The following is a 16,319-nucleotide window of genomic DNA, read 5'->3' as shown; positions in this document are numbered from 1 at the left end:
GTCAGCGATAGGGGCACAAAACGGTTATTCCGGCTGACGCCGAGACTGATCCAGCAGGCTACCCAGGCTTGCTGCCTTGGGTTTTACCAGCCAGAAGTGACGCGCGTAGTCGCTGAAGTCTTCCAAAATAGCCGCCCCACGTGCTGATCCTGTCGCTGCGACGTAGGCCTCAATCATTTCGCGCAGGTGGCGACGATACGCCTCCATTGCTTCGGTGTTAACACGGTGAATCTCAACCAGTTCATGGTTGTACTTGTCGACGAAGGTGCGCTCTTCATCCAGCACATAGGCAAACCCGCCCGTCATGCCGGCGCCGAAGTTCACCCCGGTCTCACCGAGGACACAGACCAGGCCGCCGGTCATGTATTCGCAACAGTGGTCGCCTGCGCCTTCGATAACGGCCGTCGCCCCAGAGTTGCGCACCCCGAAACGTTCACCCGCCGTACCCGCCGCAAACAGCGTACCGCCGGTCGCGCCATACAGACAGGTGTTGCCGATGATCGCCGTTTTATGGCTTTCAAATTCACTGACTTTCGGTGGCACAATCACGATGCTGCCGCCGTTCATGCCTTTACCCACGTAGTCGTTGGCATCGCCTTCGAGATACAGGTTCAGGCCGCGGGCGTTCCACACCCCGAAGCTCTGCCCAGCAACGCCGGTAAAGCGGGCGGTGATCGGCGCGTTTTCCAGGCCTTCTTCACCGTAGCGCTTGGCAATCGCGCCGGATGTCAGCGCGGCGACACTACGGTCACAGTTGGTAATGGTGAAATCGAACTCGCCACCCGACTGGTTTTCGATGGCATCTTTCAATGCCGCCAACACTTCCTGGTTTTTGGCACCCGGATCGTGGGGCACGTTACGGCTCACCTTGCAGAACTGGGGCGCATCCGCGGGCACGAAGTCGTTGGTCAGCAGCGGCGTCAAATCCAGCTTGCGCTGGGAGGCGGTATTGCCTTCCAGTACTTCGAGCAGGTCGGTACGGCCGATCAGATCGGTGAGTTTGGTCACACCGAGCATGGCCATCAGCTCGCGCACTTCTTCGGCGATAAAGCGGAAGTAGTTCTTGACCATGTCCACGGTACCGCGGAAGTGCTCGCCGCGCAGGAAGTCGTCCTGGGTGGCGACACCCGTGGCACAGTTGTTCAGGTGACAGATGCGCAGGTACTTGCAGCCCAGCGCGACCATCGGCGCGGTCCCGAAGCCGAAGCTTTCCGCCCCCAGGATCGCCGCCTTGACCACGTCCAAACCGGTCTTCAGACCGCCGTCGGTCTGCAGGCGGATCTTGTCACGCAAGCTGTTGATACGCAGCGCCTGGTGGACTTCCGGCAGCCCAAGCTCCCAGGGTGACCCGGCGTGCTTGATCGAGGTCAGCGGACTTGCGGCGGTGCCCCCATCATAGCCGGACACGGTAATCAGGTCGGCATAGGCCTTGGCCACCCCGGTGGCGATGGTGCCAATACCCGGCTCGGACACCAGCTTGACCGATACCTGGGCGTCCGGGTTGACCTGCTTGAGGTCAAAGATCAGCTGCGCCAGGTCTTCGATCGAATAGATGTCGTGGTGCGGCGGCGGTGAAATCAGCGTCACGCCGGGCACCGAGTAGCGCAGCCGCGCAATCAGCTGATTGACCTTGCCGCCCGGTAGCTGACCGCCCTCGCCGGGCTTGGCGCCCTGGGCGACCTTGATCTGCAGGACTTCCGCATTGACCAGGTAGTGAGGCGTCACGCCAAAGCGGCCAGAGGCAATCTGCTTGATCTTGGAGCTGCGAATCGTGCCGTAGCGCGCCGGGTCTTCACCACCCTCGCCGGAGTTGGAGCGGCCACCTTCCTCGTTCATCGCCTGGGCCAGGGCTTCGTGAGCCTCCGGCGACAGCGCGCCCAGCGACATGCCCGCGCTGTCAAAGCGCGGTAGCAGGTCTTCGACCGGCTCGACGTCATCCAGCGAAACCGGCGTTTCGGCAGGCTTGAGGGCCAGCAGATCGCGGATTGTCGCCACCGGCCGCTCGTTGACCAGTTGGGCGAATTTCTTCCACTTGGCGTAGCTGCCTTCCTGCACGGCGGCCTGAAGCGTCATCACCACGTCAGGGTTATAGGCGTGATACTCGTGGTTATGAACGTACTTGAACAAGCCGCCCTGGGTGATGCCCTTGCGCGGAATCCAGGCGTCTTTGGCCAGCAATGCCTGCTGCATCTGCAGCTCGGCAAAGCCGGTGCCCTGGATGCGCGACGCCATGCCCGGGAAGCACATCTGCATGATGTCGTCGTCGAGGCCGACGGCTTCGAACAGCATCGAACCGCGGTAAGACGCCAGTGTCGAGATGCCCATCTTGGAGAGGATCTTGAACAGCCCCTTCTGCAGGCCTTTACGGTAGTTTTCCCGCGCATCTGCCGGGTTGCCGGTCAGCTCACCGGTGCGGTGCATATCCGCCATCACCTGGTAGGCCAGCCATGGGTAGACCGCCGTCGCGCCCACGCCGAACAGTACCGCCATCTGGTGGGCATCCCGTGCATAACCGGTCTCGACCACAATATTGGCGTTGGGGCGCAGGGCGAGTCGGCCCAGATGAGTATGCACCGCCCCTACCGCCAGGACGGCCTGAATCGGCAGCATACCCTTGGGCAGATCGGCATCGGTCAATACCAGCAGGACCTTACCGGCCCGCACATGGGTTTCGGCTTCCTTACACAGCGCGGTCAGCGCCTGTTTGAGCGACTGCTGCTCGGGGTCATAGCCAAGCGACAGGGTGTGACTGGCAAACGCCGGATCATCCTGACTGACCAGGGCGGTAAATTTGCGCGGCGACAGCACCGGCGTGGTCAAGATCAGCCGGTGGGCATGCTCCGGGGTCGCCTTGAAAACATTCAACTCGGCGCCGCAACAGGTTTCCAGCGACATGACGATGGCTTCACGTAGCGGGTCGATGGCCGGGTTAGTCACCTGGGCGAACTTCTGGCGGAAGTAATCCGTCAGCAGCCGCGGACGGCTGGACAGCACCGCCATGGGCGTATCATCGCCCATTGACCCCACCGCCTCCTGACCGCTTTCGGCCAACGGGCGCAGCACCTGGTCGCGTTCCTCAAAGCTGACCTGGAACATCTTCTGCTGCACGTTCAGGGCATTGCCATCCATGTTCTGGAAACGCGCCAACTCGGTGAGCGCCGATTCCAGGTAGTTGGCTTCCTGCTTGAGCCAGCGCTTGTACGGATACGCCGACTTCAGCCGATTGTCGATGTCCTCGGTGTGCAGTACCTCACCGGTATGGGTATCCACCGCCAGCATCTGGCCGGGGCCCACGCGGCCTTTGGCCACCACGTCTTCAGGCTTATAGCCGTAAGTGCCGATTTCCGAGGCCAGGGTGATATAGCCATTCTTGGTAATCACCCAGCGCGCGGGGCGCAGGCCATTGCGGTCGAGCATGCAGACAGCCTGGCGACCGTCGGTCATCACGACGCCCGCCGGGCCATCCCAGGGTTCCATATGCATGGAGTTGTATTCGTAGAAGCCGCGCAGCTCGGCGTCCATGGTTTCCACGTTCTGCCAGGCAGGCGGCACCATCATGCGCACCGCACGATGTAGCTCCATGCCACCGGTAAGCAGCACTTCCAGCATGTTATCCATGCTGGAGGAGTCTGAACCGGTGGTATTGACGATTTCATCCAGTTCAGCGATGTCCGGCAGGCGTTCGTTAACGAAGTTCGCTTTACGCGAGTTCGCCCAGCCGCGATTGGCTTGAATGGTATTGATCTCACCGTTGTGCGCCAGCAGACGGAACGGCTGGGCAAGCGGCCAGCGCGGTGCGGTGTTGGTCGAGAAACGCTGATGGAAGACGCAGATAGCCGTTTCCAGACGCGGGTCGTTGAGGTCTGTATAGAAGGCCGGCAGGTCTTCGGGCATCACCAGCCCTTTGTAAGACACCACTTCAGACGACAGCGAGGCAACATAAAAGTCTTCGTCATCGCGCATTGCCTGTTCGGCATAACGGCGCGCCATGAACAGGTCAACGTCAAAGTGCTCACCGCTGCCCGGCTGCACGAAGACCTGTTTGATACGCGGCAGGCAATCAAGCGACATCGGCCCGCATACGCTGGAATCCGTGGGTACGTCGCGCCAGCCGATCACGTTCAGGCCGCGCGCCTTGAGCGTGTCTTCAAGAGTGTCGCGTCCGCGGGCGGCCCGCTTGTCATCATCGGGTAGGAACACGACCCCAACGGCAAAGCGCTCGCCCAGTTCCACGCCCAAGGCATCCTTGGCCACCGCCTGCATGAAGTGAGTGGGCATTTTAAGCAACAGCCCGCAGCCATCGCCGGTTTTACCGTCCGCAGCGATACCCCCCCGGTGCGTCATGCAGGTGAGGGACTCGATCGCGGTTTTCAACAGATCGTGGCTGGCCTGCCCTTCCATATGGGCAATCAGGCCAAAGCCGCAGTTGTCGCGAAACTCGCCGGGCTGGTGAAGACCTCTATTCATGGGCGTGCCTCTAGTCTAGTCAGCGTGTTTTTTTGGTAGCGCGGTTGTGATAAAAAGGCGGGTTATTGATTTTTTAAGTGGTGTCCACCGGCCTGCTGGAGGGCGGCCTTTGCCTTCGCTACCATTGGAAAATGGCCGATCAGCATAGCGATTTGCAGCCGCTTTGCGCAATCTTTCCTCGCCTCCCGGACCCTCAAAACCCTTTCCAAATCCTGTAGTTGCACAACCGATCAATTAAAAAATCGATATCCTTCAACCACTTGCAATGCAGCTAAACGCTATTTTAACGAAAAACCAAAATCACTAGACTTTAGTCTAATAAGGCGCATTTTAGCCATGCCGATGCTGCATAAGGCATACGGATTAGCTAAAGCATAACCTTTTATTGTGCACCACCGAAAAACACCCCGCTTGGTCAAAGCGAGGTGTCGGCAAGGTGCAATACAAGGGAAAATCAGCGGCTAGCGCCGCGGGTAGCGATCGAGCAGGCTTGTTAGCTGGTCAGGCGGCACCGCATCGCTGACGCAGGCGCTGCCCAGCGCCTCGAGCAGCACCAGCCGCAAGCGGGTATCGATATTCTTCTTGTCCAGCCGCATGCGGGCCAGAAAATCGTCACTCGACATGCCTGCCGGTGCATGGACAGGCAAGTCGGCGCTCTCGATCAACGCCAGGCTGCGCTCGCAGTCTTCGGTCGAGATCCAGCCAAGCGCTTGGGAAAGCGTGGCGGCCATTGCCATCCCCGCGCCTACGGCTTCCCCATGCAACCAGTTGCCATAGCCCTGGTGCGCTTCAATGGCGTGGCCAAAGGTGTGGCCAAGGTTGAGCAGCGCGCGAACGCCCTGCTCGGTTTCATCCTCAGCGACAATATCCGCTTTTATCAGGCAGCTTCGGGCGATGGCTTCGGCAATCACCTCGGGCTCCACCCGGCGTAATGCCGCCATGTTGGCTTCCAGCCAGGCCAGGAAGGTCTCATCGCGAATGAAACCGTATTTGATCACCTCCGCGAGCCCCGCTGACAGCTCCCTCGCGGGCAGTGTGGTCAGCGTGCCGATATCCACCAGCACGGCCTTGGGCTGCCAGAAGGCACCGATCATGTTCTTACCCAGCGGGTGATTGACGCCGGTCTTGCCACCCACCGAAGAATCCACCTGGGACAGCAGCGTGGTCGGGACCTGAATAAACGCCACGCCACGCTGGTAGGCGGCGGCCGCATAGCCGACCATGTCACCAATGACGCCGCCGCCCAGGGCGATCAGGGTGCAGCGACGATTAAACCCCGCTTCCAACAGTGCATTCCAGATACGCTCTACCTGCTCGATGGTCTTGTACTGTTCGCCATCGGGCAGCACGACCGTGCGCACCTCAAGATCATCCGGCAGACCATCGCAGAGGCGGGCCAGATACAGCGGGGCAATGGTTTCATTGGTAACCACCATGACCTGCTGACCGGCCAGATACGGCGTCAGCAGGTCGGGCCTGCCCACAAGCCCCGTACCAATAAGGATCGGATAGCTGCGCTCGCCGAGCGCTACCTCAAGCGTACGCTGTACGCCCTCAACTGCGGTCATGGGGATACCTTGTTTGACGAGTTTATGGGTTCAAGAGGGTCGACAAGGCGCCGGACGCGTCGCACAATTTCGTTGACCACCGCCCGCGGACTGCGCCGGTCGGTACGCACGGTAATATCCGACGTGGCGCGATATAGCGGGTCTCGGGCGGCGAACATATCGTTCAGCACCTTCTCGCGGTCAGCACACTGCAGCAGCGGGCGGTTGCGGTCTTTGGCCGTGCGCCGGAGCTGCTGATCGACAGTGGTCAACAGATACACCACCGTGCCCCGCTCGCGGAGTGCGCGGCGGTTTTCCTCGCGCAGCACCGCACCACCGCCGGTCGCGACGACCACGGGATGGTGTTGGGTCAGCTCGTCGATCATGTGAATCTCACGCTGGCGAAAGCCCTGCTCGCCTTCCACATCAAAAATCCACGGGATATCTGCCCCGCAGCGCGCTTGAATGGCGTGGTCGCTATCAAAAAAGTCGCGCGATAGTTCGGCTGCCAGCAGTCGACCAATCGTGCTTTTGCCAGCCCCCATGGGGCCAATCAGAAAAAGGTTGGGTAAATCCTGCATCAGCGAACCGTTAAGCCATCATCAAGAAGTCGTGGTGTAATAAAGACTAACAACTCTACCTTTTCATTGCTCTCTTCGGTATAGCGAAACAGTCGACCCAGCAAGGGAATATCGCCGAGCAGCGGTGTTTTGGCGACTTGGCGCAGTTCCTCGGTGGTTAAAATACCGCCCAGCACCACGGTTTGACCATTATCGACCAGCACCTGTGTCTCGATCTGGTTGGTATCGATAGGGGGCTCTCCGCCAAATTCGGATTCACGGAAGCTGTCGTTGCGAATCAGCAGATCCATGATGATGCGGTTGTCCGGCGTTATCTGCGGGGTGACCTCAAGCGATAGCTCGGCTTCTTTAAATTCGGTGTTCGGGTTATCGTTACCATCGACGCTCTGGAAGGCGCGTTCCTCGCCCTGGCTGATGGTGGCGGTGCGCTGGTTGGCGGTAATGATCTTGGGCTGTGAAATGGTCTGGCTCTTGCCTTCGCTTTCCAGGGCGCGCAGTTCAAGGTCGAGCAACACATCGCCTGCCAGATAGCCAAAGCTGAACCCGGCACCCGCGTCGGACGCGTTGCCAAAATCAACCGCCAGCCCGCCCCGAGCGCGGTTCAGGCCCTGCGGGTTAATATCCCGGCCAATAAATTGACCGCTGTCACTTTCCTGGAAACCTCGGGTACTGGACGCTCCCCAATTAATGCCCAGCTCACGGGAAGCCGTATCACGGGCGATCACGATACGGGCTTCAATCTGCACCTGGCGAACGGCCACATCCAGACGGTCCAGGGTGCGCACGATTTCACGCACCTGATCCGGGGTGTCTTGAATCAGCAACGTGTTAGTGCGTTGATCAACGCTGACCCGACCACGCTCGGTGAGCAGGCCGAAGCCATCACCACCGCGCAGCAGTTGCGACAGGTCTTCGGCACGGGCGTATTTCACTTCGATGAACTCGGTAATCAATGGCGCCAACGTTTCCTGCTGTTCGCGGGCTTCCAGTTCCTGTCGCTCCAGCTCAGCCAGCTCACTCGCCGGCGCCACGACTATCACGTTGCCCTTTTCACGGCTGGAAAGCCCCTGGCTCTGGAGAATCAGGTCCAGCGCCTGGTCCCAGGGCACATCGTTAAGGTTGAGGGTTACCCGCCCGCTGACGCTGTCGCTGGCCACCAGGTTCAAGCCGGTAAAATCGGCGAGGGTGGCCAGCACGGCGCGCACTTCAATATCCTGGAAATTCAGGCTGAGGCGCTCACCGGTGTAGTCTTCACCTTGATCCATACGGGCCTGCTGGGGAGCTTCGCTGACAGGCTGAACTTCCACCGTCAGCTGATCGCCTGACTGGGATGACACCATGGCATAGGGGCCGTCGGTGGCCAGCACCAGCTCGCTGCCGTGTTGCCCGCGGCGCGGCGTGATACGTGTGATCGGCGTGGCAAAGTCAGTCACGTCATAAACCTGATTGAGGGCGTCGGGCACATTCACCTCCCCCAGATCGACAATCACCTCATTGCGTCCACCCTCACGCACCTCGGGCCTGACGCTGTCGCGATCAAAGGTCACCAGCAAGCGTCCTGCCCCGTCCTCACCGCGCTGAAAGTCGATATCCTGCACCTGCGGCCCCTGAACGGTTTCAAGGCGTTCGACTGGCGCCTCATTCGATGCATCGGCGGCCGCCAGGGTCACCGTCAGCCGGTCACCGGACACCGACGAACGAAACTGGCGAGGTGCCTCCAGGTCGAGTACGAGGCGCGTGCGACCGTTGCCCTCCAGCGCGGTAATGCTCTCAATGCCGCCCAGGTCAACGCGGGTTCGACGTTCGGCAAGGCCGTTTCGGGTAGCCGCAAGGTCAAGCGCCAAACGCGGTGGATCCACCAGCGGGTAGCCGTTGAGTTCAGGCACATCGCCGCTGAAGCGCAACTCCAACGCCACAGCACCGCTCTGCGTCTTTCGCACATCCAGGTCGGTGAGCACCGAAGCCATCGCCCAGCCGGGAAGTAGCATCATTGCTGCCAGCATGCTTTGCCGAAAACGGCTTGCCAAGGTGTTTGCCATGGGTCTCCATCCACTTGCTTTGGGTCGCTGCGTGATGCGCATGCCCGTCATCATTTAGCGCTCATCGTCGATGGTGAGCGAAGCAGGACGTGTCTGCCAGCCATTTTGCTGGGTGTAAACGCGTTCACGAATCTCAATTTCCTGGGCGGAAATAGCCACAATGCGGCCATCGTTGGTGCCCATATAATTACCTTCCCTGACATTAACCACCTCGCCCTCAGGGGTTGCAATCATGGCCACCTGCCGCCCGCCCATGCGTAGCGTGCCAACCAGCTGCAGCTCTTGCAGTGAAAAGCGCTCCAGCGGTTCGGCAGGTCGCTGCGGGTCCGGGCCATTTTCACCCGCCACGCCATAGGCGTTGTCCTGTATCGATTGCGGCGGCAAAAAGGGGCTTCGCGCGTCACTGTGCTGATAGCGTTGTGCCGGGTAAAGCGGTATGTAGGGAATCACCATGACCGGCTCGCTGCTGGCCTTTTGCCGAATATCGTCAAGGCTTGCCTCCAGTTGCGGGAGTGCCGGGTCCGCGCAGCCCGTCAACAGGAGTAAAGCCGCCAGCCATCCGGCCACCAGACCTCGGCGCACCAACGACGTCATGGATTTTCCTCCCGGTCCCGGTAGGTACGCGCCAGCAAGGAAAGCCGCAGGTTGCCTCCGCTGTTATCGACGGGTGCCAATGTGAAGTCGTGCTGGGTCACCAGCCGGGATAGCGAGGCAATATCGGCGGCAAAACGGGCAATCTGATGAAAGTCGCCGCGTACCTGTATATCCAGCGGCTGCTCCACATAGTGCCGTTGGGTAACGGTGGGGCGCAAACGAATGGTTTCGATCGTCAGCCGGTTATCCACCGCGGCATCGCTGATGCTATCGAGCAACGATGGAATCTCCGCATCGGTGGGCAGGATGGCGCGTATACGCGCCATCTGGTCTTCCAGGGTGGCAAGCTGCTCGCGCATCTTGGGCAGCTGAGCCGCTTCACCCGACTGCCGACGGTAGTCGCCAAGCAAACGCGATTCTTGCTGCCGCGCACTGGCCAAGTCAGCGCGACGCTCGCCGATGATCAACCATTCCATGATCAACACGGCCACCAGCAGGGCCAGCCCACCGCACAGCGCTTTAAGCAGCAATGGCCAGCCACCGGCTTCTTTCACATCCAGGTCTCGCCAGTCGACATCGCGCAGCTGTTGCCATTCCTGCGCCCACCGCGCCCGCTTCCAGATCATGGCTGCTCCTCGGCGGACATTGACAGTGACGGTTGCTCAACGTCGAAACGGAACTGTCGGCCGCCCCCCTCGGCGTCGCTCTCGACTTCGGATAGCGATGGCACGCCCAACGCCCCACTGTCAGCGACGCGGCGTAACTGCTCGGACACCTGCCGTTCGCTGGCCGCGCTCCCCTCGATGCTTACCTGGGCACCGGTGCGCGACACCTGCCGGTAGACCACACCGCTGGCAACGCTGCTTGCGAGCGCATTGAACAACTCGACGGTGCTGGCCCGCTGCGTTTGCAGCGTTTGAAACAGCACCAGTTGCTCCCCTAGCCGCAGGGCGTCCGCCTTATAGCCTTCCAGGTTGCCGATATCCTCTGTCAGCTCCCGGGCCTGGGTCTCGATAAACGCATTGCGCTGTTGCTGGGCAGCCAGTTGCATTGAATAAAACTTGGCAATGCCCCAGCCGAGTGCGACGCCTAACAGCAACATCAGCACCATGAAGTAGTAAAAACGCCGGGTGCGCCGTTCGCGCTGTTCCTCGCGCCAGGGTAACAGGTTGATGGTGATGCTCATTGCCCAACCCTCATGGCCAGGCCACCTGCTGTCAGCATCGCTGGGGCATCGTTGGTGAGCGCTTCGACATCCAGGCGCCTGTTGACCGCCATGGCCTGGAAGGGGTTGGCGATGGTCACCGTCATGCCGCTATCCTCGGCGATACGTTCCGCCAGGCCCGGAATCACGCTCGACCCGCCCGCCAGCACAATGTGCTTGACCTCATGCTGACGCCCCGCGGTGTAGTAAAGCTGGAGCGAGCGCCCCACCTGCTGCACGACCGTTTCCAGAAACGGGTTAAGTACGCTGTCATGATAATCATCCGGCAGACCGCCGCGTTTTTTGGCAAAACCGGCTTCTTCCATGCTCAACTGGTAACGGTCGCGGATAGCATCGGTCAGTTGGCGGCCACCAAAGACGGTGTCGCGGCTGTAGACGATGTGCCCGCCGCGCACGACGTGAAAGGCGTTCATATTAGCCCCGATATCCACCAGGCCGACGCAGGCGTCGGGGTCGTCCTCAACCTGAAGCTGGCGGCGCAACACTTCGAACGATCGCTCCATGGCAAAGGTTTCAACTTCAACGGCGGCGGGCTCAAGCCCGGCGCGCTCTAGGGTCTCGGTTAACTGGCTTACATCCTGCTGGCGGCAGGCCACCAACACTACCTGCTGCTGATCATCGTCGAATGGCGATGGGCCCAGGCACTCAAAGTCAAACGCCACCTCATTGAACGGAAACGGAATATGCCGGTCAGATTCGTCGATGATGCGGGCTTCGATGTCGTCTTCGCTGAGGGAGCGCGGAAAACTGAGCGTCTTGGTGATCGCGGCGCTTGCCGGTACGGCCACCGCCGCCTTACGCGTTGATGGACTGGCATGTTCTACCGCGCGGCTGAGCACCTGGGCGACATCGTCGATATCGCGGATGCGACGTTCCACTACTGCCCCTTCACGGAGCGGACGCACCGCGTAACTTTGCACCTGAAAGTTCTGATGCGCGTTCTTGAGTTCGAGCAGCTTGACAGTCGCCGACGTAATGTCGACGCCGATCAACCCGTTGCGGGGTTTGAGTAAGCGCATTATGGGTCCGAAGTCGCTTGCCTATCGCGTTGCTTGAGGTTACATGATTTTAAGCCGAGTCACACTCACGCCATATCATGGCACATCAACACTGGTGGCGGCCGCCTTGGCTTCCTATAATGGCAGCCAGTTGCGTGATACGGTCGTTTAGATACCGTCTCTTTTTTATTCATCCCACGGGTACTCTCCATTCATGACGTTTCTCCGCACCCTTATTGTGTCGCTGTTGGGCATTCTGGTCTCGCTTACCGGTGCCGTCGCTCTTGCCCTGGTCGGCGCCGCTATCTACTTCTCTCCCGGCCTTCCCGACGTTCGCCAGCTGCAGAACTTTGAATTGCACACCCCCTTGCGCATCCTGACACGTGACGGCCGCCTGATCGGGGAGTTTGGCGAAGAACGGCGCATCGAAGTCGATTTCGAGGCGATTCCCGATGAGATGATCAACGCGTTGACTGCCGCCGAAGACGCCAGTTTCTTCGAACACCAGGGCGTGGACCCACGCGGCCTGGCGCGTGCCTCGCTGGAACTGATGCGCAGCGGCGGGACCATTCAGTCCGGCGGCTCCACCATTACCATGCAGGTGGCGCGCAATTATCTGCTGACGCTGGACCAAACCTTCACGCGTAAAATCCGCGAAATACTGCTCGCCCTGCAGATGGAACAGGTGCTAAACAAACAAGAAATTTTTGAACTTTATGTAAACAAAATCTTCCTGGGTAACCGGGCGTACGGAATTGCCGCGGCGGCCGACACCTATTACGACAGACCCCTGGATGAATTGACGCTGGCCGAAACCGCCATGATCGCCGGCCTGCCCAAAGCCCCGTCGGCGTTCAACCCCCTGGCCAACTCCGAACGTTCGCTGATTCGCCGCAACTGGATCCTTTTCCGCATGCGCGAGCTGGGCCACATTGACGACGAGACCTATCGTGAGGCCGTCCAGGCACCGGTGACCGCAGAACGGCATTCCACCGTGCCGGAGGTGGATGCGTCCTACGTGGCCGAAATGGCCCGCCAATACGCCGTCGACCGCTTCGGGGACAACGCCTATACCGGCGGCTATCGAATTTACACGACCATCGACAGCGGGCTGCAGCCCACCGCCCGCCGCGCTCTGGCCAATGGGTTGATTGCCTATGATCGACGCCATGGCTGGCGCGGGCCAGAGGAGCGTGACATTGCCGCAAGCCTGGTCGAAGCCCAGGAAGAGACCGAAACCCGGGGCCTGGAAGAAGAGCTTGCCGAGTCGCCGGAAATTCGCCAAACCGCCCGCCAGGCAGCCGAACGAAGCCAGACGGAAATCGCGGGTATCGACGGTGACGTCAGCAACTGGCTTCAAGTGCTGGACCGCACGCCTCGCTATGGCTTGCTGGAGCCAGCAATTGTCGTCGAGAGCAGCGGCCGGACAATGGACGTGCTGGTTGACGGCGAACTGCGCCAGATCCCGTGGGAAGGCTTGAGCTGGGCCCGCCCTTATCTCAGCCCGCGCAGCCGCGGTGCCGAGCCCAGCTCGGCCCAGGAGATCGCGGTACGCGGCGACCTGGTTCGTGTCGTTGAAAACGAGGAAGGCCAGCTGCGTTTATCACAGCGCCCCGATGCAGAAGGCTCGCTGGTCGCCCAGGACCCGCGTACCGGAGCGATTCGGGCGCTTCAGGGCGGCTTCGACTTCAACGCCAGCAAGTTTAATCGCGCCGTTCAGGCCCAGCGCCAGGCCGGTTCCATCTTCAAGCCGTTTATCTACCTGGCCGCCCTTGAAGAGGGCGACATGAACGCGGCAAGCGTGGTCAACGATGCTCCCGTGGTGATGGATGACGGCAGCAACGAGCTATGGCGCCCGGTGAATTCGAGCCGCGATTTCCAGGGTCCCACACGGCTTCGCCCGGCACTGGCCCGCTCACGCAATCTGGTGACCATCCGCGTTTTGCAAAGCATGGGCATCAACTACACGCTTGACTACCTGAAAGGCTTTGGCTTTGCCGAAGGTCGTCTGCCTAACGGCCTTTCGTTGGCACTGGGCAGTGCGACGCTGACACCGATGGAAATGACCAATGCCTACTCGGTGCTGGCCAACGGTGGCTTCCAGGTGTCGCCCTGGTTTATCGAAAAGGTCGCTCGCCAAGGTGACGACGAGGAGGAAATCCTCGACGAAGCAAGCCCACAAGTGGCCTGCCGTGGGTGCGATGACGACCAGGAGACGGTGGAGATAGACGGCCACGACTACCCTGTTGCTGAGAGGGTTGCCGACCCTGCTGCGGTGTACATTCTCCGCGATATGATGCGCGACGTGATCGAGAGTGGCACCGGAAGCGCCGCGCTGAGTCTTGGGCGTGACGATATCGTCGGCAAAACCGGCACCACCAACAGCCAGCGTGATGCCTGGTTTGCCGGCTTTAACGACAACCTGGTTACCACCGTCTGGGTGGGCAAGGACAGCAACGAGACCCTCTCCGAGTATGGCTCCCAGGCAGCCTTGCCCATCTGGATCGACTTTATGGGGCAAGCCCTGGAGGGCTCTCCCTCGGCGTTGCCCGAGCGCCCGGATACGGTTATCACCGCACGAATCGATCCCGATAGTGGCCGTCGCCTGCGCGACGGACAGCCCGGCGGTATCGTTGAGCTGTTTCACCAGGACCACCTGCCTGACTACCAGAACAGCCAGATCAGCCGTGAACTGGAAGAGGCCAGCGGCTCACAGGGCTCAGGCACGGCGGAATCAATTTTCTAGCCAACCTATCAACCTCGACGCAAAAGGCCTGGCATATCGCCAGGCCTTTTTTATGCGACGGAATCAATACACCAGCCTGCCCATTAACAGGCTAGGTGGCGACGGCAGACTCCCGGCGACTGGCCAGCCAGTTGGCGATAAGCGCCGCGCTCATGACTGCCACTCCGGCCACTTCCGCCATCAGGCTGGGGTAGAACACGCCGATAATGGCGATAGTGATCGCCACCCGCGACGTCCAGCCCATGCGGGTGAACAGGTAACCTTCCAGCGCGGCGGCAAAGGCGCAAAGCGCCAGCAAGGCGATCACCGCGTTCCAGATCACGATTGGCACCGGCCCGCCCACGATGATTTCCGGGTTAAACACCATGAACAGCGGAATCAGGTACAAGCCCTTGGCAAACTTCCACGACTGGAAGCTCGTTTCCATGGGTTTACTACCCGCAATAGCGGCCCCGGCGAAACCCGCAAGGGCAATGGGCGGCGTCACATTCGAGTCCTGGGAGTACCAGAACACCACCAGATGGGCGACCAGCAGCGGAATCCCGAATTCTGTGGTCAGCGCCGGGCCGACCAGCACGATCAAGACGATATAGCTGGCGGTAACCGGCAGTCCCATCCCCAGAACCAGGCTTGCCAGCAATACCATGATCAGCGCGAGTACAATGTTGCCGCCTGAAAACGCCATCATCATGGACGAGAACTTAAGCCCCAGGCCGGTAAGCCCGACAATCCCCACGATGATCCCTGCAACGGCACACGCCATGGAGACGGCGACGGCATTGCGCGCACCCAGCTCCAATCCTTCCACCAGTTTCTTGAAACCCGCAGCGGCCAACTCCAAAATGCTGCGAGCCGTCACGGTTTCCCCCTGGCGAGGGGCCACAAAGAAGAACCACAACACGTAACGCAATACGGCCACCGCCACCATGGTGACAACGGCATAAAAGCCGACGCGCATCGGCGACATACTCATTGCCAGCAGCCATACCAGAACCCCCAGCGGCAGCAGGAAGTGCCAGCCATCCTTCATCACCTGGCGCATCTTGGGCAGCTCACTTCTGGCCATGCCCTGCATGCCTTGCTTGAGCGCGATGATATGCACGAACAGGTAAACCGTTGCAAAGTACATGATCGCAGGCAGGATACTGATCTTGACGATTTCCAGGTACGGCGTGTTGGTATATTCAGCGATCAGGAACGCCCCCGCCCCCATCAGCGGTGGCATGATCTGCCCCCCTGTGGAAGCTGCTGCCTCGATCCCACCGGCCTGCTTGGGCTTGTAACCCAGGCGCTTCATGAGCGGAATGGTAAAGGCACCGGTGGTCACCACATTGGCGATTGCACTGCCTGAAATGGAGCCCATGCCTGCGGAGGCCAATACCGCCGCCTTGGCAGGCCCGCCCCGCTGGCGACCGGTCGCCGCGTAAGCCATGTCGATAAAAAACTTGCCGGCACCGGTACTTTCCAGAAAAGCGCCAAACAGCACGAAAATAAAGATATAGGTCGCGGCAACGCCCAGCGGCAGGCCGAAGATGCCTTCCTGGCCGAGGTAGAGCTGACCGGCAATACGGTCAAAGCTATACCCCCGATGCCCCAAGATGCCGGGCAGCCACTCCCCCAGCCAGGCCAGATCACCGCGGGGCCCTGCCATCGCATAGAGAATCGCGATCAGCCCGATCAGGGTCATGCTAAGACCGACAGCCCGGCGGCTCGCCTCCAAAACGGTGACCGTGGCGATACAGGCCACCACGATGTCGGTCTGAGACCAGAAACCGGCCCGATTGATGATCTCATCGAGATACAGCACCAGATAGCCGCCCGTAATCAAGGCACCGGTAAAAAACACCGCATCGAGCCCCCAGCCCACAATGCCTCTGGGACGCCCGCCGCCAAATACCGGGAACATTAAAAAGGCCAGCATCATGATCAGCGCCAGGTGAATGCTGCGCTGATAAAACAGCCCCAGCGGCTGGATGCCCGCCGAGTAAAGTTGAAACAGTGAAAGCCCTACCGCCACGATGGTAATGCACCACAACACGGCGCGTGGCTGAACCACATTGCCGCCGGGCATTACCACCGAAGGTTGTCTTGATTCACTCATGGAGTCCTCGTCAGACGATAT

Annotated in this window: 10 protein-coding genes; 1 reads left to right on the top strand and 9 read right to left on the bottom strand. The window is 60.4% G+C overall.

The genetic code is table 11. The features are described 5' to 3' along the window. Positions 1–24: 24 nt before the first annotated feature. From gltB to pilM, 8 genes are all read right to left on the bottom strand, one after another. Positions 25–4,467, bottom strand: coding sequence for a glutamate synthase large subunit (gene gltB / locus BMX75_RS16125; protein WP_092829661.1), 4,443 nt, complete (start codon positions 4,465–4,467; stop codon positions 25–27). A gap of 461 nt (positions 4,468–4,928) precedes the next feature. Further along, a complete protein-coding gene (gene aroB, locus BMX75_RS16120; protein ID WP_092829659.1) occupies positions 4,929–6,035 on the bottom strand; it encodes a 3-dehydroquinate synthase in 1,107 nt (368 codons plus the stop codon). Continuing rightward, on the bottom strand, positions 6,032–6,595 hold the full coding sequence (aroK, locus tag BMX75_RS16115) for a shikimate kinase AroK (protein ID WP_092829657.1): 564 nt from the start codon (positions 6,593–6,595) through the stop codon (positions 6,032–6,034). Before aroK ends, aroB begins: the two co-directional genes overlap by 4 nt. Then, positions 6,595–8,634 (bottom strand): type IV pilus secretin PilQ, encoded by a 2,040-nt coding sequence (locus BMX75_RS16110; RefSeq protein WP_092829655.1) that lies wholly within the window; start codon positions 8,632–8,634, stop codon positions 6,595–6,597. The genes aroK and BMX75_RS16110 overlap by 1 nt, the downstream gene beginning before the upstream one ends. A 54-nt stretch (positions 8,635–8,688) precedes the next feature. Beyond that, a complete protein-coding gene (locus BMX75_RS16105; RefSeq protein WP_092829653.1) occupies positions 8,689–9,228 on the bottom strand; it encodes a pilus assembly protein PilP in 540 nt (179 codons plus the stop codon). Continuing rightward, a complete protein-coding gene (locus tag BMX75_RS16100) occupies positions 9,225–9,854 on the bottom strand; it encodes a type IV pilus inner membrane component PilO (RefSeq protein ID WP_092829652.1) in 630 nt (209 codons plus the stop codon). The genes BMX75_RS16105 and BMX75_RS16100 overlap by 4 nt, the downstream gene beginning before the upstream one ends. Further along, a complete protein-coding gene (locus BMX75_RS16095) occupies positions 9,851–10,414 on the bottom strand; it encodes a PilN domain-containing protein (RefSeq protein ID WP_092829650.1) in 564 nt (187 codons plus the stop codon). Before BMX75_RS16095 ends, BMX75_RS16100 begins: the two co-directional genes overlap by 4 nt. Continuing rightward, the gene (gene pilM, locus BMX75_RS16090; protein WP_092829648.1) at positions 10,411–11,472 is read right to left on the bottom strand and encodes a type IV pilus assembly protein PilM; all 1,062 of its coding nucleotides are present in this window, start codon (positions 11,470–11,472) and stop codon (positions 10,411–10,413) included. The genes BMX75_RS16095 and pilM overlap by 4 nt, the downstream gene beginning before the upstream one ends. Positions 11,473–11,665: 193 nt before the next feature. Between pilM and BMX75_RS16085 the strand changes: the two genes are divergently transcribed. Then, positions 11,666–14,197 (top strand): penicillin-binding protein 1A, encoded by a 2,532-nt coding sequence (locus BMX75_RS16085; protein WP_092829646.1) that lies wholly within the window; start codon positions 11,666–11,668, stop codon positions 14,195–14,197. 91 nt (positions 14,198–14,288) lie between these two features. On the opposite strand, the gene BMX75_RS16080 is transcribed toward BMX75_RS16085, so the two are convergent. Next, complete coding sequence (locus tag BMX75_RS16080; RefSeq protein WP_092829644.1) at positions 14,289–16,298, bottom strand: TRAP transporter permease; 2,010 nt, start codon at positions 16,296–16,298, stop codon at positions 14,289–14,291. Positions 16,299–16,319: the final 21 nt, after the last annotated feature.

It is taken from the genome of Vreelandella subterranea, assembly GCF_900111305.1.
Classification (GTDB): Bacteria; Pseudomonadota; Gammaproteobacteria; order Pseudomonadales; family Halomonadaceae; genus Vreelandella; species Vreelandella subterranea.
The sequence above is the reverse complement of the archived record's forward strand: the minus strand, read 5'-3'. Positions and strand labels throughout refer to the sequence as shown.

What these genes read in the sequence shown, in the direction of transcription:
- BMX75_RS16105 (WP_092829653.1), bottom strand. Translation starts at nt 9,228, where the DNA reads ATGACGTCGTTGGTGCGCCGAGGTCTGGTGGCCGGATGGCTGGCGGCT.
- aroB (WP_092829659.1), bottom strand. Translation starts at nt 6,035, where the DNA reads ATGACCGCAGTTGAGGGCGTACAGCGTACGCTTGAGGTAGCGCTCGGC.
- aroK (WP_092829657.1), bottom strand. Translation starts at nt 6,595, where the DNA reads ATGCAGGATTTACCCAACCTTTTTCTGATTGGCCCCATGGGGGCTGGC.
- BMX75_RS16110 (WP_092829655.1), bottom strand. Translation starts at nt 8,634, where the DNA reads ATGGCAAACACCTTGGCAAGCCGTTTTCGGCAAAGCATGCTGGCAGCA.
- gltB (WP_092829661.1), bottom strand. Translation starts at nt 4,467, where the DNA reads ATGAATAGAGGTCTTCACCAGCCCGGCGAGTTTCGCGACAACTGCGGC.
- BMX75_RS16085 (WP_092829646.1), top strand. Translation starts at nt 11,666, where the DNA reads ATGACGTTTCTCCGCACCCTTATTGTGTCGCTGTTGGGCATTCTGGTC.
- BMX75_RS16080 (WP_092829644.1), bottom strand. Translation starts at nt 16,298, where the DNA reads ATGAGTGAATCAAGACAACCTTCGGTGGTAATGCCCGGCGGCAATGTG.
- BMX75_RS16100 (WP_092829652.1), bottom strand. Translation starts at nt 9,854, where the DNA reads ATGATCTGGAAGCGGGCGCGGTGGGCGCAGGAATGGCAACAGCTGCGC.
- pilM (WP_092829648.1), bottom strand. Translation starts at nt 11,472, where the DNA reads ATGCGCTTACTCAAACCCCGCAACGGGTTGATCGGCGTCGACATTACG.
- BMX75_RS16095 (WP_092829650.1), bottom strand. Translation starts at nt 10,414, where the DNA reads ATGAGCATCACCATCAACCTGTTACCCTGGCGCGAGGAACAGCGCGAA.